22 protein-coding genes and 2 tRNA genes are annotated in these 21,973 nt (G+C 45.8%); 11 read left to right on the top strand and 13 right to left on the bottom strand.

Annotated elements, in window-relative coordinates:
• Positions 1-13: 13 nt before the first annotated feature.
• From lysS to HY807_07225, 5 genes are all read right to left on the bottom strand, one after another.
• Entirely contained in the window at positions 14-1,513 is a 1,500-nt protein-coding gene (gene lysS / locus HY807_07245) for a lysine--tRNA ligase (protein MBI4826202.1), read from the bottom strand.
• Positions 1,514-1,563: 50 nt separating this feature from the next.
• Positions 1,564-1,833, bottom strand: a complete 270-nt coding sequence (locus HY807_07240; GenBank protein ID MBI4826201.1) for a cell division protein ZapA — start codon at positions 1,831-1,833, stop codon at positions 1,564-1,566.
• Positions 1,834-1,844: 11 nt separating this feature from the next.
• Complete coding sequence (locus HY807_07235; GenBank protein MBI4826200.1) at positions 1,845-2,114, bottom strand: hypothetical protein; 270 nt, start codon at positions 2,112-2,114, stop codon at positions 1,845-1,847.
• Positions 2,115-2,228: 114 nt separating this feature from the next.
• On the bottom strand, positions 2,229-4,271 hold the full coding sequence (locus HY807_07230; GenBank protein ID MBI4826199.1) for a tetratricopeptide repeat protein: 2,043 nt from the start codon (positions 4,269-4,271) through the stop codon (positions 2,229-2,231).
• 82 nt (positions 4,272-4,353) lie between these two features.
• A tRNA-Cys gene (locus tag HY807_07225) sits at positions 4,354-4,429 on the bottom strand.
• 234 nt (positions 4,430-4,663) lie between these two features.
• Here HY807_07225 and HY807_07220 point away from each other — a divergent pair.
• Positions 4,664-5,227 (top strand): hypothetical protein, encoded by a 564-nt coding sequence (locus tag HY807_07220; protein ID MBI4826198.1) that lies wholly within the window; start codon positions 4,664-4,666, stop codon positions 5,225-5,227.
• 111 nt (positions 5,228-5,338) lie between these two features.
• Here the strand turns inward: HY807_07220 and HY807_07215 are convergent.
• A tRNA-Gly gene (locus tag HY807_07215) sits at positions 5,339-5,413 on the bottom strand.
• 76 nt (positions 5,414-5,489) lie between these two features.
• On the opposite strand from HY807_07215, the gene trpE reads away from it, so the two are divergent.
• The 3 genes from trpE to corA are packed head-to-tail and all read left to right on the top strand — an operon-like array spanning position 5,490 to position 8,655.
• Positions 5,490-6,971, top strand: a complete 1,482-nt coding sequence (gene trpE, locus HY807_07210) for an anthranilate synthase component I (protein ID MBI4826197.1) — start codon at positions 5,490-5,492, stop codon at positions 6,969-6,971.
• 2 nt (positions 6,972-6,973) lie between these two features.
• The gene (pabA, locus tag HY807_07205) at positions 6,974-7,537 is read left to right on the top strand and encodes an aminodeoxychorismate/anthranilate synthase component II (GenBank protein ID MBI4826196.1); all 564 of its coding nucleotides are present in this window, start codon (positions 6,974-6,976) and stop codon (positions 7,535-7,537) included.
• Between the two features lie 8 nt (positions 7,538-7,545).
• Positions 7,546-8,655 (top strand): magnesium/cobalt transporter CorA, encoded by a 1,110-nt coding sequence (gene corA / locus HY807_07200; protein MBI4826195.1) that lies wholly within the window; start codon positions 7,546-7,548, stop codon positions 8,653-8,655.
• 6 nt (positions 8,656-8,661) lie between these two features.
• On the opposite strand, the gene HY807_07195 is transcribed toward corA, so the two are convergent.
• Positions 8,662-9,039 carry a MarR family transcriptional regulator gene (locus HY807_07195; GenBank protein MBI4826194.1) on the bottom strand — a complete coding sequence of 126 codons (378 nt, stop codon included), beginning with the start codon at positions 9,037-9,039 and terminating at the stop codon, positions 8,662-8,664.
• Positions 9,036-9,320: a hypothetical protein gene (locus HY807_07190; protein MBI4826193.1), complete on the bottom strand. Its 285-nt coding sequence runs from the start codon at positions 9,318-9,320 to the stop codon at positions 9,036-9,038. The genes HY807_07195 and HY807_07190 overlap by 4 nt, the downstream gene beginning before the upstream one ends.
• Positions 9,321-9,558: 238 nt before the next feature.
• On the opposite strand from HY807_07190, the gene HY807_07185 reads away from it, so the two are divergent.
• The gene (locus HY807_07185) at positions 9,559-9,822 is read left to right on the top strand and encodes a toxin (protein ID MBI4826192.1); all 264 of its coding nucleotides are present in this window, start codon (positions 9,559-9,561) and stop codon (positions 9,820-9,822) included.
• Positions 9,819-10,070: a hypothetical protein gene (locus HY807_07180; protein ID MBI4826191.1), complete on the top strand. Its 252-nt coding sequence runs from the start codon at positions 9,819-9,821 to the stop codon at positions 10,068-10,070. The genes HY807_07185 and HY807_07180 overlap by 4 nt, the downstream gene beginning before the upstream one ends.
• 22 nt (positions 10,071-10,092) lie before the next feature.
• Here HY807_07180 and HY807_07175 read toward each other — a convergent pair whose 3' ends face one another.
• From HY807_07175 to HY807_07155, 5 genes are read right to left on the bottom strand one after another with little or no spacing between them, the layout of a single operon-like run.
• Complete coding sequence (locus HY807_07175; protein MBI4826190.1) at positions 10,093-11,487, bottom strand: MBL fold metallo-hydrolase; 1,395 nt, start codon at positions 11,485-11,487, stop codon at positions 10,093-10,095.
• A gap of 30 nt (positions 11,488-11,517) precedes the next feature.
• Positions 11,518-12,150 (bottom strand): MarC family protein, encoded by a 633-nt coding sequence (locus HY807_07170; protein ID MBI4826189.1) that lies wholly within the window; start codon positions 12,148-12,150, stop codon positions 11,518-11,520.
• Between the two features lie 20 nt (positions 12,151-12,170).
• The gene (locus tag HY807_07165) at positions 12,171-12,617 is read right to left on the bottom strand and encodes an EF-hand domain-containing protein (GenBank protein MBI4826188.1); all 447 of its coding nucleotides are present in this window, start codon (positions 12,615-12,617) and stop codon (positions 12,171-12,173) included.
• 19 nt (positions 12,618-12,636) lie between these two features.
• Positions 12,637-15,009: a phosphoketolase family protein gene (locus HY807_07160; protein MBI4826187.1), complete on the bottom strand. Its 2,373-nt coding sequence runs from the start codon at positions 15,007-15,009 to the stop codon at positions 12,637-12,639.
• Between the two features lies 1 nt (position 15,010).
• Positions 15,011-16,117: an acetate/propionate family kinase gene (locus tag HY807_07155; protein ID MBI4826186.1), complete on the bottom strand. Its 1,107-nt coding sequence runs from the start codon at positions 16,115-16,117 to the stop codon at positions 15,011-15,013.
• A gap of 140 nt (positions 16,118-16,257) precedes the next feature.
• Between HY807_07155 and HY807_07150 the strand changes: the two genes are divergently transcribed.
• From HY807_07150 to HY807_07130, 5 genes are all read left to right on the top strand, one after another.
• Complete coding sequence (locus tag HY807_07150) at positions 16,258-17,595, top strand: MFS transporter (protein MBI4826185.1); 1,338 nt, start codon at positions 16,258-16,260, stop codon at positions 17,593-17,595.
• A gap of 103 nt (positions 17,596-17,698) precedes the next feature.
• Positions 17,699-18,409 carry a C39 family peptidase gene (locus tag HY807_07145; protein MBI4826184.1) on the top strand — a complete coding sequence of 237 codons (711 nt, stop codon included), beginning with the start codon at positions 17,699-17,701 and terminating at the stop codon, positions 18,407-18,409.
• Positions 18,410-18,418: 9 nt separating this feature from the next.
• Positions 18,419-19,894, top strand: a complete 1,476-nt coding sequence (locus HY807_07140) for a RimK family protein (protein MBI4826183.1) — start codon at positions 18,419-18,421, stop codon at positions 19,892-19,894.
• Between the two features lie 3 nt (positions 19,895-19,897).
• Complete coding sequence (locus tag HY807_07135; GenBank protein ID MBI4826182.1) at positions 19,898-21,136, top strand: glutamate--cysteine ligase; 1,239 nt, start codon at positions 19,898-19,900, stop codon at positions 21,134-21,136.
• Positions 21,129-21,839 carry an N-formylglutamate amidohydrolase gene (locus HY807_07130; protein ID MBI4826181.1) on the top strand — a complete coding sequence of 237 codons (711 nt, stop codon included), beginning with the start codon at positions 21,129-21,131 and terminating at the stop codon, positions 21,837-21,839. Before HY807_07135 ends, HY807_07130 begins: the two co-directional genes overlap by 8 nt.
• Positions 21,840-21,973: the final 134 nt, after the last annotated feature.

Here is a 21,973-nt window from a genome sequence, read left to right as displayed (position 1 = left end):
GAAATCTTATTTTTTATTCCTGGCCTTGCTGCTGTTCCGGTTTCATCTGAGGGAATAGTATCACGTCCCGTATCGACTGGGAGTTTGTCAGCACCATGAGAAGCCTGTCGATCCCGATCCCCTCTCCTGCGGCAGGCGGCATCCCGTATTCAAGCGCCCGGACATAATCCTCATCCATATGGTTTGCCTCATCATCGCCCTTCTCTCTTGCCTCGACCTGCTCAAGGAACCTCTGCTTCTGGTCGGCCGGGTCATTGAGTTCTGAAAAGGCATTTGCGATCTCCCTTCCTGCAACAAAGAGCTCGAACCTCTCCACCAGGTCAGGGTTCTCTTTCTTTCTCTTTGCAAGCGGAGAGAGCTCAACAGGATAGTCTGTTATAAAGGTCGGCTGAATGAGCTTCCACTCAACCTTCTCTTTGAATATCTCATCTAATATCTTCCCATGCGAGGCATTCTTGTCGAAACCGATATTATTGGCAGATGCAAAAGCTCTGGCTTTCTCAATGCTGCTGAATACTGCCGGAGCAACGCCTTCCTTCTCCATCGCCTCCATAATAGTCATCCTCGGCCACGGAGGCGTAAAGTCTATCGTCTCACTGCCGTCATCCCCATGCGGCACCTTTAAAGCCCCATTGACCTTTTTACAGAGAAGAGTGATCAGCTCTTCGGTAAAGTCCATAAGATATCTGTAATCAGCATAAGATATATAAAACTCAAGCATTGTAAATTCAGGGTTGTGTTTTTTTGAAATGCCCTCATTCCTGAAGTTCTTATTTATCTCATATACCCTGTCATACCCGCCGACAAGGAGCCGCTTGAGATAAAGCTCCGGAGCGATCCTCAGATAAAGATCTATGCCTAAAGCTTTATGATGCGTGATGAACGGATTTGCAGCAGCCCCTCCGGGGATCTGATGCATCATCGGAGTCTCAACCTCTATGAAATCCCTGGAATCAAAAAAGTCCCTGAGCGCCTTTATCAGCATGCTGCGCTTTATAAAGACATCCTTCACAGCAGGGTTAACGATAAGGTCGACATACCGCTGCCTGTACCTTATCTCGATATCTTTAAGCCCGTGCCATTTCTCAGGCAAGGGGCGCAGTGATTTGCAGAGCAGGGAAAAGCTCTTCACCTCTATAGTAAGTTCATCGGTCTTCGTTTTAAAGAGGGTTCCGCTTAAACCTGCTATATCGCCAATGTCCATATTCTTCAGCAGGTCATAACTTTCACCCAGAACCTCCTTCTTAAAATAGACCTGTATCCTTCCTGTCGTATCCTGTATGTGGGCAAAGGCAGCCTTGCCGAACCCCCTGAACGCCACGATGCGGCCAGCTATAGTGCAATTGGTCTCCTCCTGCAGCAGTTCATCCTTGCTTTTACCCGCATAGGCTGAATGGATATCCGCAGCCTTGTCCTTTACGGCAAAAGGGCCTCCGTAAGGATCTATCCCTGAATCCTTAAGCTTCTGAAGCTTCCTGAGCCTCTCCTGTATCAATACGTTATGTTCTTCCATTATTCACTCTAAAAAAGGGGTAATATCCAAAGCAGCCGAATAGTTCAGGACTACTCTTCAAGCAGGCTCGACAAGACCCTTGTCTTCTCCTCAACTATTTTGTCAAAGGATTCCAGATCATCTCTGGTTTTGAAGAGTTCATCAGCTATGCCCAAGGCAGCCATGATCGCCACCTTTACATGATTGGAGTTAGGGGCGGCGCTATAGACCTCTTTTAATTTACTGTCAACATAGTGGGCGAGTTTTTTTATATAAGCCTCATCCTCATCTGTTTTTATTGAGTAGTTCTGGCCAAGGATCTGCACCTCTATTGATCGCATAGAATAATCCCCTAAAGCTCTATGGATTCAAGCTCGCCTATCAAACCCTCGATCTGGGATTTAACGGCGTCACGCTCGCTGTTGAGCTTTTCAATATTTTCTTTCAGTTTATTGGCGCCCTCTAATTCTTTCTTAGCTGATATAAGCTGCTCATCCTTCTTCGCCAGTTCTTCCTTGAGTTCCTGCACCCTGGAATTCAGCAAACTATTCTCATCTGAAAGAGATTTCAGCTTTATGATCACCTGCGTTATCTTCTCCTCAAGCAACTTTATCTTATCCAAGACATCATCCTCCCTTAAGAAATTAAAGACTTCCTGTTTTGTCAGTTTGTAAGTTATCAAAGTTAAACCTAAAAGTAAAGCCCTTTAATCTATCTGCTTAATTATACTCAAAAATCAATATCCCTCAATATCCAGCCCGTATAATAACCTGTACCGCCAGTAACTCCTCAAGACCTTTTTTACATAATTCCTTGTCTCATCATAAGGGATCTCCTCTATGATCTCATCAGAGGCCCTTCCTTGATACCTCTTCATCCATCCTCTTACCGCGTTCTCGCCGGCGTTATAGGATGCTATAGAAAAAGGCAATACGCTGAATTCCTTTAAGAGAAAAGACAGGTACTGCGTCCCAATGAGAATATTCTTCTCGGCATCATGCAGGTCTGACTCGTCATTCAGAACAACTCCTGCGTCCGCCTTCATCCTGGCGGCTGTGGCAGGCATAAGCTGCATAAGTCCGTGCGCCCCTGCCCATGAGAGCGCAGCAGGATCAAATCTGCTCTCTTCCCTGATAAGAGCCTCAACAAGATACGGGTCTATGCCTTTTGATTCAGATACACGGCTTATTATGTCCCAGTAAGCCCGCGGGTATGACAGAGGGAGAAAATCCTTCCCATCCGCTCCCTCGGCAAATCTGATTATGCTTTTATATTCATCAATGCCCTTCGCCAGATACCCGAGATATAACAGCTCCCTGTTGGCCAGAGATTTTGATAAAACCGCACCAATCTCATTCACCGCCTCATACCTCATTCCAAGAAGAGCAAGCGCCTCTATCCTCTCAAAGCTCTCGCCCTCCGGCCTTTCAGGCGTGTAAAGATCAGCCCTCTCAGGCATCTCTCCAACACCGTAATTCAACCTTATCAGCAAACCGTAATAGCTGTTATCAGGAGCAAAATCTTTAATGAGATACTTGCCCGGCGCCGGACAATTCACACCTTCGGATTTATCATTAAGGCACTTCTCAGACAGCTTATCAATGCTCCTTGCCTTCCAGTAGATGTACTTATTGTAATCTTTGCTCTTCTTATATTCAGAGAGCCTGATAAAACTTGCGAGCGCAGTTTCATAATTGCCGGCAGAGTAGTTCATCCACGCTATCCCCCACAACGCCTCCTCTGCATCTGACGGTGAGTTCTCTGTTATTCTATTATAAATCTCTGTAGCCGCATTCACATCACCCTTTCTCCTGAAATCGTCGGCGTAAACAAAGAGAGCCATTGCATAGTGTTTGTCATGAGGGTACTTCTTCCGGAGTTCATTTACTGCCTGCACAAACTCTCCGAACCTGTCAGCCCTGTAAAGAGACCTTGCCTGCCAGTATTTTGCCCTTGCAGATCCTACTGTGCCAAATAGGGCGGCTGACCTGTCATAATCCTTAAGCCTGAAACGGCACATAGCGATCTGATATTTTATTCTCTTCCTGATGGGATCTATAAAACCTTTCAGCGCACGATTGTAATTAAGCTCTGCCAGCCTGTAGTCGCCATTTTTAAAAAAGTTGTCAGCCCTTTTTAATATCTCTCTCTTGGTAAATATATCAGCCTTTAAAGGTTTCAGTTCTCTGCTCGCATCAGTAGAGAGCGGGGATGCGCTTATATATATGTCTTTATAGATCTTTACAGCTGCTTCTGTTTCGCCTCTTTCCCTAAGCAGTGATGCAAGCATCCATTTGTAATTCCACTCCTGAGGATATAAACGGACAAATTCATGCAGTTCTCTCCTCGCATCATCATCCCTTTTTAGTGCAAGCAGGGATTTTATCCTGAGAAGCATCACTTCTTTTTTGAGAATGCTGCTCTTTATCAGAGCTGCCGCATCAAGCGCCTTTTCATATTCCCTGCTCTTGACATAATTATCGGCAAGAAGTTTTAATGCATAATCTTTAAGAAGCGGGTATGCCTCTTCTGCCTTCTTCAGATATTGCTCCGCCTTAACAGCCTCCCCTTTTATCAGGTAAAGCCTCCCAAGCAAAAACAAGGCCCTGCCATCTGAAGAATATCTTTCTATCAGCTTTAGAAGCGATGTTTCTGCATCTTCATATTTGCCTGAACTTATGAATTCGGCAGCCTCTTTTATCTGAGTCTCAGCCTCATCAGGCTGAAAGTATGAAGCATGAGAGATCCGTGCAAAGAACAAAAAAGAAAGTAGAAACAAAACAAGATAAGGAATCTTTCGAACCGATGGAAATAGCATTAGATATATTAGTTTAAAAGGCTCAGACAAACAATAAAAGTATTGGAGGCGACGAGCGGATTCGAACCGCTGAATAAAGGTTTTGCAGACCTCCCCCTTAGCCACTTGGGTACGTCGCCTTTTAAGTGCGAGTAGAATTTTACCAGATTTCACCTTTTCATTGCCAATTCATAAATTTTAAAACTTTTGTTGCCGGCAAAATGGCCGACTACCGCTGTTATAACTGAATAAGTTGTGATAGAATTTATTCAGAGATTTTCATATGGTTAATAACGATAAAAACGATAATGAGTTCGGCCGTCAAAATGAAGAAGACGATGACGCTGAACGCAAATTTGTCAGGCGGACTTTAGTTGACAGGCGAAGGCACACGAAACATCCTGGATATACAGGACATCAGCGAAGATACCATATCAGAAGACTCAAAAATGACAGAAGACCTGTCCCGAAACAAGAGGATGATGACCTTGGCAAACATATTCCTTAAAAAAAGAGCAGGGCGATGTTTGATAGTCTTCATAATAATAATGGGGCTGTTATCGTTAGGCGCGATGTGGTTAGTGACCAAGTTATCAATAATGCGGCAGGAAAAAATAGCGGAGAAACGGACTGAACAAACAACACAAAACACTACTGAACATGACTGGAAAACGATTGCAAACAGCTTAACATCTAAATATCAAGGCAAGATACTTTCTATCATACTGATCAACACCAAAACCTGCCGTGTCAAACTATCACCCGGCCTGACTGACCTCGAAGCAGTGGCAATAGCTGCAAATATAGGCCGTGACATAAGAAACTTAACAGCCGGCATTAACACAGCAACACCATTCATACAGGTTTTCGTTAATGGTAAGCTTGCCGCAGTCGCACGGCCTGAGGGGGAGGATTATATTGGTGAAGTCAGCCGCTGAAAACAACATGCAATCTTCTGATGCAAGTTACAACATTTTCTCAACTATCCTCTATCAAACAAAAAAGGAGTTAATCCCGATTTGCCGGTATTAACTCCTTTTGATCTTTAATGGAGCGGGTGAAGAGGCTCGAACTCTCGACCCCAACCTTGGCAAGGTTGTGCTCTACCACTGAGCTACACCCGCAATAAAACAATTTTTAACTCTTTTTATTCTATAATAGACAGTTAAAATCATAATGAATATTGAGTGAGTTTGTCAAATGCTGCACCCTGACATAGAGGAATTTAAAAAGAAAACAAAAGAAGGCAATCTTATACCTGTCTACAGGGAGATCCTTGCCGATCTTGAGACCCCGCTTTCCGCGTTCCTGAAGCTTAAGGCCAAAGCCGGTTTTCTGCTTGAGAGCATAGAGGGCGGCGAGAAATGGGCGAGATACTCCTTTCTCGGAAGCGCGCCATCAATGATAATCGAGGGAAAGGGCAGAAACATAACTATCAAACGCGGCGCAGAAAAAGAGAAGGTTAGGTTTAAGCATGACCCGCTTGAGGTGATCTCTTCCGAGCTGAAAAAGTACAGGCCTGTAAAGACTGAAGGGCTTCCGAGGTTCTTCGGAGGATTTGTCGGTTACATCGGATATGACACGGTGCGCCATTTTGAAAAGCTGCCTGACATGCGCCATAAAGGCATTGACCACCCTGATATCTTTCTGATGTTCACTGACACGCTTCTTGTCTTTGACAACCTCAGCCAGACGATAAAGGTCATATCCAACGCATACACAGAAGGGAAAGAGCCTGAAGAGGCATACAGAGAGGCTGAAGAAAAGATAAATGCCATAGTAAAAAAACTGATGGCAAAGGCTGTCCCGCCAAAGAACAGAAAAGGTAATGATGCCGGGAAAGAACAGAAGGCAGAGATAAAAAGTTCATTCGGAAAAGAAGGATTTAAAGATGCTGTTGAGAAGGCAAAAGATTACATCAACTCCGGTGATATAATCCAGGTCGTATTATCGCAGAACTTTGAAAGAGAGACGGACATCAACCCCATGAACGCCTACAGGGCGCTGAGGGTCATTAACCCATCGCCCTACATGTTCTATCTGAATACCGGCAGAAGCACTCTTGTCGGCTCATCGCCTGAGATACTCGTAAGGGTTGAAGGCGAAACTATCGAACTGAGGCCGATCGCCGGAACAAGAAGAAGGGGCAAGACCAAGGAAGAAGATCTTGAATTGGAGAAAGAACTCATCGCAGACCCGAAGGAACTTGCCGAACATATAATGCTCGTTGACCTCGGCAGAAACGATGTCGGAAGGGTTGCGGTCACCGGTTCGGTAAAAGTGACCGAACTGATGACGATAGAGAGATACTCCCATGTGATGCACATAGTATCAAATGTTGTGGGCAAGCTCAAAAAAGGGCTTGACTCATTTGACGTGCTCAGGGCATCATTCCCTGCCGGCACAGTATCAGGAGCGCCGAAGATAAGGGCTATGGAGATAATAGAGGAGCTTGAACCCGCAAGGCGCGGGCCGTACGCCGGATGCGTGGGTTACTTTGATTTTTCAGGTAATATGGATATGTGCATCACAATAAGGACTATCATATTCAAGGATGATAAAGCCTGCGTCCAGGCAGGAGCAGGCATTGTGGCAGACTCTGACCCTGAACTGGAATATCAGGAGACGGTGAACAAGGCAAAAGGGATGTTCAAGGCGATAGAGATGGCGGAGAAGCTTTAACTATGTTATTAATGATCGACAACTATGATTCCTTTACCTACAACCTGGTCCAGTACTTTGGAGAACTGGGTGAAGATGTGAAGGTCTTCAGGAATGACAGGATAACTATCCCTGAGATAGAGATGCTGAGCCCTGAAAGGATAGTCATCTCACCGGGCCCGTGTACGCCAAAAGAGGCGGGCATATCAATTGATGTCATTAAACATTTCGCAGGAAAGCTCCCGATCCTTGGCGTATGCCTCGGCCACCAGTCAATAGGCGCGGCATTCGGCGGAGACATAATAAATGCGCCGCGGCTTATGCACGGCAAGACGTCCATGATACATCATGACGGCAAGACTATATTTAAAGGCCTGCCAAATCCTTTCGAGGCGACAAGATACCATTCCCTCCTCATTAAGCGAGAGACACTTCCTGCCTGCTTTGAGATAACAGCATGGACTGACATGGATGAGATCATGGGAGTGCGGCATAAAGAGCTTCTCATAGAAGGAGTGCAGTTTCATCCTGAATCGATACTGACAAAGGCAGGGATGGACCTTCTGAGAAATTTCTTAAAGTTATAAACAGACCAATGGCCAAGCCTGTCAAACACAGAGTAAGAAGATACAAGAGGTCAAAGAGATCTACTAAATCAGGGCTTCCTCCCGGAGCTCCGGTCTTTGTCGGTGAACAAAAAGCTGAGCAAGTTAAGATAACTGTAATTGATTACGACGAGATCAATGTTGAGATAAGAGAAGTTCACAACGTTGAAGAGTGCTTTCCTTTCAGAGAAAGGCCGACGGTCACATGGATCAATGTTGACGGGCTTCATGATGTTCCCATAGCAGAAAAGTTGGGCGAACATTACAATATCCATTCGCTGGTCATCGAAGACCTCCTTAATACAGAGCAGCGCCCCAAGATGGATATATTTGACGACTACATATTCATCGTCCTCAAAATGCTCACTTACAATCAAGAAACAAAGTTTGTGGATGTTGAGCAGGCAAGCATTATCATCGGCAGTAATTACGTCATAACATTCCAGGAAAATATCGGGGACATCTTTGACCCTATAAGAGACAGAATCAAACTCAATAAGGGACGCACGAGAAAGGCAGGCGCTGATTACCTTGCGTATTCACTCATAGACGCAGTGGTGGATAATTATTTCAAGGTAATTGAAAATATCGGAGAAGAGATAGAGATCATAGAGGACGAGCTCGTTATTAATCCGAAGCCTGAAACATTACAGAAGATACATTCTTTAAAAAGAGAGATGATATTCCTGCGGAGATCGGTATGGCCTCTGCGCGAGATAATAGGCACCCTGGAGCGGGATGAGACAACTCTTATAAAAGAATCCACCAGCATATACCTGCGCGACCTTTACGACCATACGATACAGGTCATAGATTCAGTGGAGACTTATCGGGACATGATCTCAGGCATGCTTGATGTATACCTCTCAAGCATAAGCAACAGGATGAATGAAGTAATGAAGGTCCTCACCATCTTCGCTGCGATATTCATACCGCTGACATTCATCGCCGGGCTTTACGGCATGAACTTCAAGACCGAAAACAGCCCTCTCAACATGCCTGAACTCAACTGGTATTACGGTTATCCCTTTGCATTGGGCCTGATGGCTGCTGTGGCGATTACGATGTTGTTCTTCTTTAAGAGGAAGAAGTGGTTTTAGCGGCTCCTACCCTACCGGAATCTCAAGCACAATCCTGTCATATGACACTTCAGGAGTACACTTCTCTCTGCCGTCTTTGGTCTTCTTCAGGTCTATAAGCCCCATCTCTTCCAGAAGCCGGACATCATTGAATGTATTCTTAATATCCCTGTGGAGCAGGCTGGCAAGTTGATAAATTGATTGCGGGTGCTCTTTCTTGATCGTCTTCAGTATCTTCAGCCTCTTCTCTGTCAGAACCTTTCTCATGGCATCAAGGCTTTCAAAAGATATTCCCTCGTGCCTTGAAACCTTCTTCCCTTTTTCCAGCTTTCCCCAGACACCTTTTACCTCATCAAACAATTCATCCCGCGTTTTTATGGATATCTTTATATCTCTTACCCTCATCTCTTCCTCCTGAAGTCTTCTATGTCCCTGTTAAAGTCCTGCCATAATTTATCCAGGCTGTGAAATATATAAGGATACTCTCTGCCTTTGTAATGCCTGTGGTCTCCTTTATATTCTGCATTGTCATATCCCAGCACCCTTTTGTTATCAGCAATATAGGTAAAAGAGTATTTGATGCCATGAGGCTTGTCTTTACTTTTAGGCACACTCCATATCTTTATCTCCTGAAATGTACTGTCCTCAAAATATCTCTTCTCATGATAAACAAGTTCTGCTTTCATTTTACCTCATCATGGTACTAATATGCCATACATGCAAAAGTGTACCACCAGTTATAAAGCAACATACCGGAAACTCTATTTTAGAAATGTCTACGTAATAGGAAGTTACCTATTGGCATTTGAACAACCCCATCTGCCATCTTCACTGTTATGTTTACGATACAGCGGCACTCGTCACTCACTCTATTTTAATGTAATTATAATTGTAAATACATTTTACTTGTGTTAATCTTAAATCGTGAAGGAATTCAGGTGGAATGAAAACAAGAATAAACTACTTAAAAAAGAAAGAGGCGCATCATTTGAAGAAATATTAGATTCAAAATTTATCGGAGCAGAAAAACACCCAACCAGAAAAAATCAAATGGTTTTAAAGTTTGAATACAAAAAATACATTTGGATCATACCCTGTGTTGTTGAGGAGGAATATATATTCCTGAAAACATTGTTCCCAAGCCGCAGCTACACTATAAAACACAATAAAAATGAGGTGAAAAAATGAATAGAATTAAATTATCCAAAGAAGAAAAAGAGATCGAAAACGCCTTAATTCGTGGAGCATATACTCCAATAAATGGGAAAGAGCTGGAAAAAATAGAAAAGGTTCTTAAGGCAAGGAAAAAAAATATAACGATGACCATAAGAGTTAATAGCGAAGATATTGAAAAAATAAAAATTAAAGCAAAAAAGGTCGGCGTAAAATATCAAAGTTATATCTCAGAAGTTATCCATCAGGTTGCTGAGGTATAAAACAAGAGGATTTTATAACGGCTCACCCAATCACAAACGACTGGTGCAGGTGCGGGACATTAACCTTCGCGGCTATTTTCTTCTTCACTAAATCTTTTCTAAATCCCTCAATAATGTCACGCTCGCCGTGCACGAGGAAGAGTTTATCAAGACCTTTGCAGTGCCGCAGCCAGTCCAAAAGGATATCCTTGTCAGCGTGCGCTGAAAAACCGCCTATCGTATATATCTTTGCGTTTACCTTGAAAGGCTCATCAAAGATCTTCACCCTCCTGTTGCCGTCAACTATCTTTCGGCCAAGTGTGCCAGCAGCCTGATAGCCCGCGAATACCACTGAAGATTCTTTTCTCCATATATTATGCTTAAGATGATGGCTTATCCTTCCGCCGTTGCACATGCCTGAACCCGCAATGATAATGGCGTTGCTCTTGATGAAATTGATCTTTCTTGATTCTTCAGGAAACCTTGTAAGCTTTAAACCCTGGAACATGAAAGGGTCTATTCCTCGCTGTAACAGCCCGGCTGCTTCCTTATCAAAAAGTCCCGGATGCCTGTGCATGATGTCGGCGACATTGATCGCCATCGGAGAATCAAGATATACACTGCATGCAGGTATCTCCGCGTTCTGACGAAATTCCCTCAGATAATAAAGCAGGTCCTGCGCCCTTTCCAATGCAAATGAAGGTATGAGGACATTTCCGCCTCTTTTGAATGTATCGATTATAGCCTGACGGAATTCAGCCACTGAGTCATCAATATTTTTATGGTTCCTGTTTGAATACGTGCTTTCAATTATGACCACATCAGCTTTCTCAGGAAATGAAGGGTCATTAAGGATCGGCTTGCCCCTGTTGCCGAGATCGCCGGAAAATATTAGCGTTCCAAAACCCTTGACCTTGATCTCTATGAATGCAGACCCGAAGATATGCCCCGCGTCCATGAAGGTTGCTGTTACGCTTCCGTTTAATTTGATCGGGGTCTCATATCGCGCGCTTGGATCAAAATGCACAAGTGCGTCAACAGCATCGAGTGTTGTATATAGAGGCTCCCGCTGTATCTGTCCCCTGCGCCTCTTTATCCTCTTCCATCTCTCAAAATCCTCTTCCTGTATCTTTGCGGAGTCAAGCAGGATTACCTTTGCGATCTCGCCGGTTGCCGCGGTAGTAATGATCTTCCCCTTGAAGCCTTTTTTGACAAGGATCGGTATCCGTCCGCAATGGTCAAGATGGCCGTGCGTGACAAGTAGATAATCTATAGAGGAAGGATCAAATCCGAAATCGTCATAGTTCTTTTCATCGATATCAGTCCCGCCCTGGAAGAGCCCGCAGTCAACAAGGATATTCAAACCTCCTGCCTGAAGCAGATGGCACGAGCCGGTCACAGTGTCGACACCGCCATGGAAAGAGATATTAATAGACATTGGTTATCTCCTATCCTTCGAGAGTTAAAATCAATTAAACGACTTATATATATTCCACAACCCTTCAGTGACAAAGTTTACTGCTATCGCTCCGAGAAGAAGTCCCATTATGCGCGTTATGACGAGAGATACAGTGACGCCTATTATTCTGTTTATAGTGTTGGCAAACCTGAAGAAAAGATAAGAGAGGAAGAATGTGAGAACAATGGCAAGAAGCGTGATCAGCTTCATCTCCAGCGTCCTGCCGGTCCTTATCAATATGATGACAGTGGTTATTGCGCCGGGGCCGGTGAGCAGCGGGATCGCCATAGGAAATACCGCCACATAATCCCTGTTTGACGCATCCCTCACCTCTTCAGGAGTCACGCTCTCTCTGGATACCCTGCCATGAAGCATGTCAATCGCTATGAGAAATAGAAGGACGCCGCCTGCCACGCGCAGGCTGTCTACCGTGATGCTGAAAAACCTCATGATGCCCTCGCCCGCAACCGCAAAAACTATCGCCATAATACAGGCAACGGTCACGGAACGCAGCGCAACGCCGTTCCTTTCATCAGGGCTCATCCCCTCTGTCAGTGAAATGAATGTAAGGATACCGCTCACCGGGTTGACGATGACAAAGATTGACGTAAACGCGAAGATGAAAAAGGTCAAATATTCCATTTGGTCAGATATATCGCCTCTTAAAAATGCACCGTTATCATCCTGAACGTCGGGCGGGATGAGACCTCGTCAGGAGAGAGGAGATTGTTCTTGTCCATATCAAGCCCCATAAATGCCTTTTGTATGTTTGAGTTGCTCTCAGCGTAATCTGAGAATTCAAAAAAGGTGATCCTGCTGTCCGTATTCCTGTCCATCTTCTTAAAAACACTCTCATGCTCTTTCTCTTCAGTTATATCGGGAACGCTGCCCCATTCGCTTTCAGTCACTTCATTGTTCTTGTCAGCATCAAGCTCATCAAAGATATACTTCTTCATCTCGCCTGAGAACTCCTGAAGGTCTACTTTGCCGTCATTGTTGGTATCAAGGCTCTTGAAATAGTCGTGCAGCGCCCAGCCTGCTGAAGCACCAAGGCAAAGAAACGCTGTCAGCAGTATCCCCAATACGGATTTTGTTATTGATCTCATCATTAACCCTCCTTAATATTTTTCAGCTATTATTTTGTTTCCATGTCCACTCACGGATCTCAGGCATATCCTGCCCGTACTTCTTGATGTACTGCTTATGCTCAATAAGTTTATCACGAACAAACTGTTTGGTGTAAGCTGCGACTGAACCGAGATCCGGCACGCGGTCTATCACATCTGCAACAAGATGAAAACGGTCGAGGTCGTTGCAGACGACCATATCAAAGGGAGTTGAGGTGGTGCCTTCTTCTTTGTATCCCCTGACATGAAGGTTCTTGTGATTTGTCCTGCGGTATGTGAGACGGTGAATAAGCCATGGATAACCGTGATACGCGAATATTATCGGCTTATCCTTTGTGAATAGCGTGTCAAAATCTTTGTCCGAGAGCCCGTGCGGATGCTCCTCTTTCGGCTGGAGTGTCATAAGGTCAACAACATTGATGACCCGTATCTTCAGGCCGGGCATCTGCTGACGGAGAATGTCAACCGCTGCAAGCGTTTCAAGTGTGGGGACATCACCTGCGCATGCCATGACAACATCAGGCTCCGAACCCCTGTCATTGCTTGCCCATTCCCATATGCCTATCCCGTATGTGCAGTGCTTTATGGCGGCATCCATATCAAGCCACTGCGGAGCAGGCTGTTTGCCCGCGACTATGACATTTATGAAGTCACGGCTTCGCAGGCATTTGTCTGTCACAAAGAGAAGTGTGTTCGCGTCAGGCGGAAGATAAACACGGATGATGTCCGCCTTCTTGTTCACGACATGATCGATAAAGCCGGGGTCCTGATGGCTGAAGCCGTTATGATCCTGCCTCCAAACATGCGATGTCAGCAGATAGTTAAGAGATGCGATAGGACGGCGCCAGGGTATCTCTTTTGACGTGACCTTCAGCCACTTGGCGTGCTGGTTGAACATCGAGTCAATGATATGGATAAAGGCCTCGTAGCACGAGAAGAGCCCGTGGCGTCCTGTGAGCAGATAACCTTCAAGCCAGCCCTGGCATGTATGCTCGCTCAAAATCTCCATCACCCTTCCGTCAGGAGAGAGATGGTCGTCTTCGGGTATCGTGTCTGACATCCACACACGGTCTGTTACTTCAAAGAGCGCGCCGAGCCGGTTTGATGCTGTCTCATCCGGGCCGAAGACGCGGAAGTTGCTGCTCTTCATATTGAGCTTCATTATATCCCGCATAAAGAACCCCATAACGCGAGTGGCCTCTCCCTCAACCTGCCCAGGTGCATCTACCTTTAACGCATAATCGCGGAAGTCAGGCATCTTCAAAGCTTTGAGCAGAGCGCCGCCGTTGGCATGAGGATTCGCGCCCATGCGCCGCTCGCCTTTTGGAGCGAGTTCAGACAGCTCAGGTTTAAGCATGCCTTTCTCATCAAAGAGCTCTTCAGCCCTGTAACTCTTCATCCAGTCTTCAAGAAGTTTGATGTGGCCGGAATTGCCGGTCATCTCTGAAAAAGGAACCTGATGCGACCTCCAGAAACCCTCGGTCTTCTTGCCGTCAACTTCCTTCGGGCCTGTCCAGCCTTTAGGCGTACGCATTACTATCATCGGCCACTGAGGCCGTTTTGTCACCCCGTTTAAACGGGCATCGTTCTGAATGGATCTTATCTCTGCAAAAACCTTATCCATTGTGGAAGCCATCAATTGGTGCATGGCCTCAGGCTCTGACCCTTCAACAAAATATGGTTTATAGCCATATCCAACAAAAAGGTCTTCAAGCTCCTCATGGCTGATCCTTGCAAGTAATGTAGGATTGGCTATCTTGTATCCGTTCAGATGAAGTATCGGCAGTACCGCTCCATCGCGGGCAGGATTTAGAAACTTGTTTGAATGCCATGCAGCTGCAAGCGGGCCTGTCTCTGCCTCGCCGTCTCCGACAACACAGGCAGCGATAAGTCCGGGGTTGTCAAATACCGCGCCGTAGGCGTGAGAGACCGCATATCCGAGCTCGCCTCCCTCATGGATCGAACCCGGCGTCTCAGGGGCAACATGGCTGGGAATACCGCCGGGAAATGAGAACTGCTTAAAGAGCTTCTTCATTCCGTCGGCATCCTGTGAGATATGCGGATAGACCTCGCTGTATGTGCCTTCAAGATAAGTGTTGGCAACTATCGCAGGGCCGCCGTGCCCGGGACCGGCAATATAGATTATATTCAGATCATGCTCTTTAATGATCCTGTTTAGATGAACATAAATAAAGTTGAGTCCCGGGGTCGTGCCCCAGTGGCCGAGAAGCCTCGGCTTTATGTGTTCTATCTTCAAAGGCTCCTTCAGAAGCGGATTGTCATAAAGATATATCTGCCCCACGGCAAGATAATTTGCCGCGCGCCAGTAAGCGTTCATTAACTTTAATTTCTCTGCGGATAAAACGTTACTCATATTAGCCTCCTATAATTGTAAACGCCTCTTTTGCAAGGACTGCGGCTTCGTCTACGGGAATCACCCACGCTTCAATTTTGCTTGAGGATGAAGTGATGCGCCCTTCTATAGCAATTGTATCATTGTTAATGCGGCGGTCAAGCTCTATGCCGCACCATTTCATATCATGGAGAATGCGCTCTCTTATCAACGGAGCATTTTCCCCTACCCCGCCGCCGAAGAGTATGACATCCACCCCATTGAGAACCGAAAGGTATGAGCCTGTATATTTTCTTGCGCGGTAGCAGTAAAGATCAATTGCAAGGCGCGCTTCAGGCTTGTCGCTTTCAAGCAGCACTCGCATATCAGCGCTGATGCCTGATAAACCCAATAAACCTGAGGACTCGCTCAGCACCTTATGTATCTCATCAGATGTGAGACTTCCGGACTTTTGAAGAAATATTACTATCTCAGGGTCAATATCTCCTGAACGTGTTGCCATGACCAGCCCCTCAAGCGGTGAGAATCCCATGGAAGTATCCACCGCCTTGCAGTCTCTTACCGCCGTTATAGAACAGCCTGCGCCAAGCTGAAGCGAAATAACCCTGCCGCTTTCTTTCAGATCAGGCCGAATCTCCTGCCATCTTTGCAGCATGGCGCTGTGAGCAAGGCCGTGAAAACCGTAACGCCTTATCCCATGCTCTCTGCAGATATCACGCGGCAAGGCATACGTCTTTGCAACTTCAGGCATCTGAGAATAGAAAGCGGTATCAAAGACCGCAACCTGCGGAATGTTCTGCCCGAATAATTCGCGGCATATGCGGATCCATTTCAGCGCAACGGGATTGTGCAGCGGCGCCATAACTGAAAGACGGCCGATCTCATCCTCAATTTCAGAATTTATCACACATGGCTGAATAAGTTTTGTGCCCCCATGCACAACACGGTGGGCAACGCATTGAATATTCTGACTGCCGCAGTCTTCAAGAAAAGAGCGCAGTAAAGTCTCTGGCGCTCTATCATCAAGCTTTAAATGTTTGTCAGCCAGCTTCTTTGTTACACTGCCGGTATTTATAAATGCGGCAAGGCGGACAGAGGAACTTCCTGTATTTACGGTTAATATCTTCAAATGTTCCATCCTTCCCTGATAGAATGAATTATATATGAAATTTGACCGGAAGCAATAACAAATATTATATTTATCAGCACTGCAATAAATTTAACAGCTGAATTTATTCCCCGCATTGCTTCGCTTATGGAAAGCAGGATATGAAGACTAACGGCAGTGACAGGATAAAGAGGAGCCTTCATTACTCTATCATTGACGGGACCTTTGCCGCGTCGATGATAGGTTTCGGTGAATCTTTTTTAGCCCCTTTTGCGGTCTTTCTCAAAGCAACCAATATAAGCCTCGGCCTGTTAAGCTCCATGCCTCTGCTGATAGGTTCACTTTCACAGCTCTACTCCAACAGTCTTATCAGGCTCTTCAGGTCGCGGAAAAATCTCGTCTCAGCAGCGGCCCTGCTGCAAGGCTTAATGTACATTCCGATATCCCTCGTATTCTTCTTCGGAACATTCCGTATCGCGCATCTGATATTCTTTGCATGCCTCTACTGGCTGTTCGGCATGATCCTGAGCCCCGCATGGAACAGCTGGATGGGAGACCTTGTGAATGAAAATGAACGGGGCGCTTACTTCGGCAAGAGGAACAAGATAACCGGATTCGCAACATTCTCAGCTTACATGGCAGGAGGATGCATCCTTCAGAATTTCTCAAGCACGCCTGAAATGCAGTATATCGGCTTTATCACGATCTTCTCACTTGCTCTTTGTTCCAGGATAGCCTCATTTTTCTTTCTGCGAAAAAAGTACGAGCCGCTGTATGAAGTGCCTGAATCAGCAGAATTCAGTTTTATCGAGTTCATCAGGCAGGCGCGGTTCAGAAACTACGGCACATTTGTGCTCTACCTTAGTTTAATGAATGCATGTGTCTATATGTCAGCGCCGTTCTTTACCCCCTATATGCTGAACGACCTGAAATTCAGCTACTCGACATATACCATCATCATTGCGGCAGCCATCATTTCGAAACTGATCTTCATGCCGGTCTGGGGCAAGGCGTCCGACCGGTTCGGAACAAGAAAGGTCCTGAGCCTGACAGGTTTTTTAATGCCTCTGGCGCCATTTCTCTGGGTCTTTTCCGGTGAAGTCTGGTATCTCATAGGAGTCCAGTTTTACGCGGGTTTTGTCTGGGCAGGTTTTGAGATAGCATCATTTAATTTCATCTTTGACACGACAACGCCTCAAAAAAGGGCGACCGGCATCGCATATTACAATGTTATTAACGGCATCGCCATATTTGCCGGCTCTATGACAGGCAGCCTGATAGTCCGCTACAATCAATTGTTCCAGTCGCAGTACCTTCTGGTATTCGTTGTGAGCTGCTTGATCAGGTACATAGCCTCGTTCATCTTCATTCCGAAGCTGCGAGAGGTCAGGGAGGTTGAGCATATCCCATATTCCAAGCTCTTTTTAAAGGTCATAAGCACAACGCCTACAATAGGGCTTGTGTATGACCTGATACCTTTCAAAAAGAGATCTGACTGAGACAGTTAGAAAAAAGTTAAATTGATTTTTGGCCAAGTTTAAGTTATATAATAACAGTGTGATCGACCCGAAAATAAGGTGATGATATGACCTATTTCAGCAAGTGAAACAAAGCCTTGATTTCAATATCTTAGCCCAGCCCACCGAAACAACATGCGGCCCTGCATGCCTGCACGCGGTATATAATTATTTCGGAGACGATATTTCGCTGGATCAGGTTGTCAAAGAGGTCAGATATCTTGAAGAAGGCGGCACACTTGCCGTATTTCTTGCATGCCACGCCTTGAACCGCGGATATACCGCAACGATCTACACATACAACCTCAACATCTTTGACCCGACATGGTTTACGGAAGACGGGCCGGATATACAGGAACGTCTGAAAGCGCAGATGTCGGCAAAGAATGTTCCCAAACTTCATGTGGCGACAGAGGGCTTCCTTGAATTTCTACAGCTTGGCGGCAAGCTCAGATTAAAAGACCTGACCAAGGCGCTTATCAGAAAATACCTTAACCGGGCTGCCCCGATCTTGACCGGCCTCAGTTCAACCTATCTTTATCAGAGCCCAAGAGAGTTAGGAGAGTTGAACGACTGGGATGATGTCAAGGGAGAGCCGGCAGGGCATTTTGTCGTGTTGAACGGATATAACAGAGAGGAGCGCACCGTCATGGTGGCTGACCCTTTTCTCGCGAATCCGTATTCTGAAAGCCACCATTATATGATCTCGATAGACAGGGTTTTATGTTCAGTCCTTCTCGGGGTTCTAACCTATGACGCGAACCTGCTCATCATCGAACCGAAAAAGGCAAAGTAAGGAAGAAGATTGGCAATACTGATTGTAGTCAATGACCCACATGATCTTCCCATTCATTTTGAAGGAAGTGAACTTGTCGCTGCAAAGACCTATCTTACTGATCCCGGCTATGCCGCGATGCGCGACGTGAAGGTCTTCAATCTCTGCCGGTCCTACCGTTATCAGAGCACAGGCTACTATGTCTCGCTGCTTGCGGCCGCAAGAGGGCACAAGCCCATACCGAGCATCAGCACGATACAGGACCTGAAATCCCAGACCATCATACGCGTTGCTTCAGATGAACTGGAAGAGCTTATCCAGAAGAGCCTTGCGCCCATACAGTCAACCGAATTTGTGCTCAGCATCTACTTCGGCCGGAATATGGCAAAGAGGCATGACCCGCTCTGCACTCATCTCTTTAAGCTTTTTGAGTCACCTTTCCTGCGGGCTATCTTTGTCTTTAATGACAAAGAGCAGAAATGGCAGATACAGAATATCAATCCGATCGCAGTGAACGACATACCTGAAGAGCATCGCGCTTTTGTGGTTGAAGCCGCAGGTGAGTATTTCCAGAAGAGGCGAAAGTTCACCGCCAGAAAGAAGGCGCCGAGATTCGATCTCGCGATACTCTTTGATAAAGACGAAGAAGAACAGCCTTCAAACCCGAAGGCTATCGAACGTTTCATAAGGTCTTCCGAGTCGCTCGGCATGGAGGCTGAACTTATCGACAGGGAAGATTTCGGCAGGCTCAGCGAGTTTGACGCGCTCTTTATCCGCGAGACCACAAGCGTGCTGCATCATACATACCGCTTTGCCAGCAAGGCTGCGGCAGAAGGGCTGGTTGTTGTTGACGATCCTGAGTCCATACTTAAATGCACAAACAAGGTCTTTCTCGCGGAGCTGCTTGAGCGCAACAGAATGCTTACGCCAAAGACGGTCATAGTTCACCGTGAAAATGCAAAACATGTAACAAGCATGCTCGGCCTGCCCTGCATACTGAAAAAGCCGGACAGTTCATTCTCGCAGGGTGTGATAAAGGTGGAGACCGAGGAAGACCTGAGGCTGAATGTAGGGAAGATGCTCGACCGTTCAGAGCTTATCATCGCCCAGGAATTTCTCTCAACGCCTTTTGACTGGCGTGTCGGCGTCTTCGACCGTCAGCCTCTTTTCGTATGCAAATATTACATGGCTAAAAAACACTGGCAGATAATTAAACGCGACCCGAACGGTTTAAAGACAGAAGACGGCAGGGCTGAAACGATCCCTGTGGAGCACGCGCCTACAGGACTCATCCGTGCCGCGCTCCGTGCCGCAAACCTGATTGGAGACGGATTATACGGTGTTGATATAAAACAGGATGGCGATAAGTATTACATTATCGAAGTCAATGACAATCCCAATATCGACTATGGTGTTGAGGACGCGATACTCAAGGAAGAACTTTACCTGAGGATCATGCGCGTCATATTGCGCAGGATAGAACAGCGCAAGGAGACGTGGTATTAACCTGTGGCTGCGAATAGACTGAAACTCTTTGAAGGCTTCGGCATTGAACTGGAATATATTATCGCAGACTGTGAAACGCTTGATGTCATGCCGATATCTGACGCAGTGCTGCGCGCTGCTGCCGGACGTTACACAACCGATCATTACAACGGCAGCATGGCATGGTCGAACGAGCTTGTCTCTCATGTCATGGAGATCAAGAACAATGAACCCGTACCCTCTCTCAAAGGGCTTTCAAAATCATTTCATAAACAGATAACAGACATCAATAATATTCTCAGACCGATGGGCGGAATGCTCATGCCCTCTGCCATGCATCCCTGGATGAATCCACGGAAAGAGACAAAGCTCTGGGCGCGCCGTTACCATAGTGTGTACGAAACCTATGACAGGATATTCAACTGCAAGAGGCACGGCTGGGCAAATGTCCAGAGCATGCACATAAATCTCTCTTTCAAAGGCGATGATGAATTAGGCAGGCTTCATGCAGCAGTCCGTCTTCTCCTTCCGATGATCCCTGCGCTTGCTGCCAGCTCGCCGGTTGTTGAAGGAAAGATCACCGGCTTGCAGGATACACGCCTTTTGCATTATGCACGGAACCAAAGGAAGGTTCCGTCAATCATGGGAAAGATAATCCCTGAACCTGTCTTCACAAAGGCTGAATACAGAGAGAAGATACTGGGGAAAATGTACAAGGATATAGCTAAATATGATGATGAGAATATCCTAAATAATGAATGGCTCAATTCAAGGGGAGCAATACCCCGTTACGAGCGAAACGCGATGGAGATACGAATTGCGGATACGCAGGAGTGCCCGCGAGCTGATATCGCCATAGCTGAGATAGTCATATCGGCCTTAAAACTTCTTGTGGCTGAGAAGTTGGCAAGCTATGAAGAACAGAAAGTATGGGGAGTGAATGCATTGCTTCCGGTCTTTAAAAGCACCATACGCGATAGCGGAAACGCGGTAATTCAGAATACGCGTTATCTAAAGATGTTCAGATTCCCTGAGTCAAAAGCTACTGCAAATGAATTGTGGAAGCATCTTATAATGGAAGCCGGCAAGAAATACCCAATTTCTGTCGAATCTCAAAATATCCTGAAAATCATTACAGAAGAAGGAACTCTATCACAGAGAATACTCAAGTCGCTTGGCAAAAAACCTTCACATAAACGGCTGAAAACAGTATATGAAAAACTTTGCGAATGCCTCGCTGAAAACAGGGTGTTCAATGAATAAACAATTTGAGATAATCATCTCGTGCGAACACGGCGGCAATCTTGTGCCTCAGGAATACGTGCATCTCTTTAAGGGCAAAGAAAAGCTGCTGAATAGCCATAAAGGTTTTGATATCGGCTCATATGAACTCGCAGGAGCGATTGCAGAATATCTCGGTGTGCGCTGTTATTACTCTGAAATAACACGCCTGCTTGTTGACCTGAACCGGTCATTGAAGCATCCGAACCTCTTTTCTGATATAAGCAGAAAGTCCGGCAGCAATGTAAGAGCCGATATCCTTAAAAAATACTACCATTCTTACCGTAATGTAATCGAATCAGTTATTGCAGACAAAATTCATTCGGGCAAAAATGTTTTGCATATAGCGGTTCATACCTTCACGCCTGTGCTAAATGGTGTAAAGCGTAATGCTGACATCGGACTACTTTATGACCCTTTACGAACAAAAGAAAAAGAGTTCTGTATCCGCTTGCAGAAAGCACTCAGCGTCTCAAACCCCGGCCTCGTCGTCCGCCGCAATTATCCCTACCTCGGCAAGACAGACGGGCTTGTGACCTATTTCAGAAAAAACTTTCCGCAGAAACATTATCTTGGAATCGAGCTTGAGGTCAATCAGAAATATTCACTGGGTAATAATAAACAATGGAATGAGATTCAGGAAAATATCATTAAAGCGGTTAACGATGCCCTGCTCTGTAAATAGAATTTTGTTTCCATTTTTTCCCCAACTTTAGCAAAAGATGGGATTTTATAATCATGCTTTTACTTTTCCGTCATTCCACTATATTTTGTGCTTGTGTTTTTCATTTCACACCGACTACAATGTCTTATTCCAGC

This window comes from Nitrospirota bacterium (genome assembly GCA_016207885.1).
Classification (GTDB): Bacteria; Nitrospirota; Thermodesulfovibrionia; order UBA6902; family UBA6902; genus JACQZG01.
The sequence above is the reverse complement of the archived record's forward strand: the minus strand, read 5'-3'. Positions and strand labels throughout refer to the sequence as shown.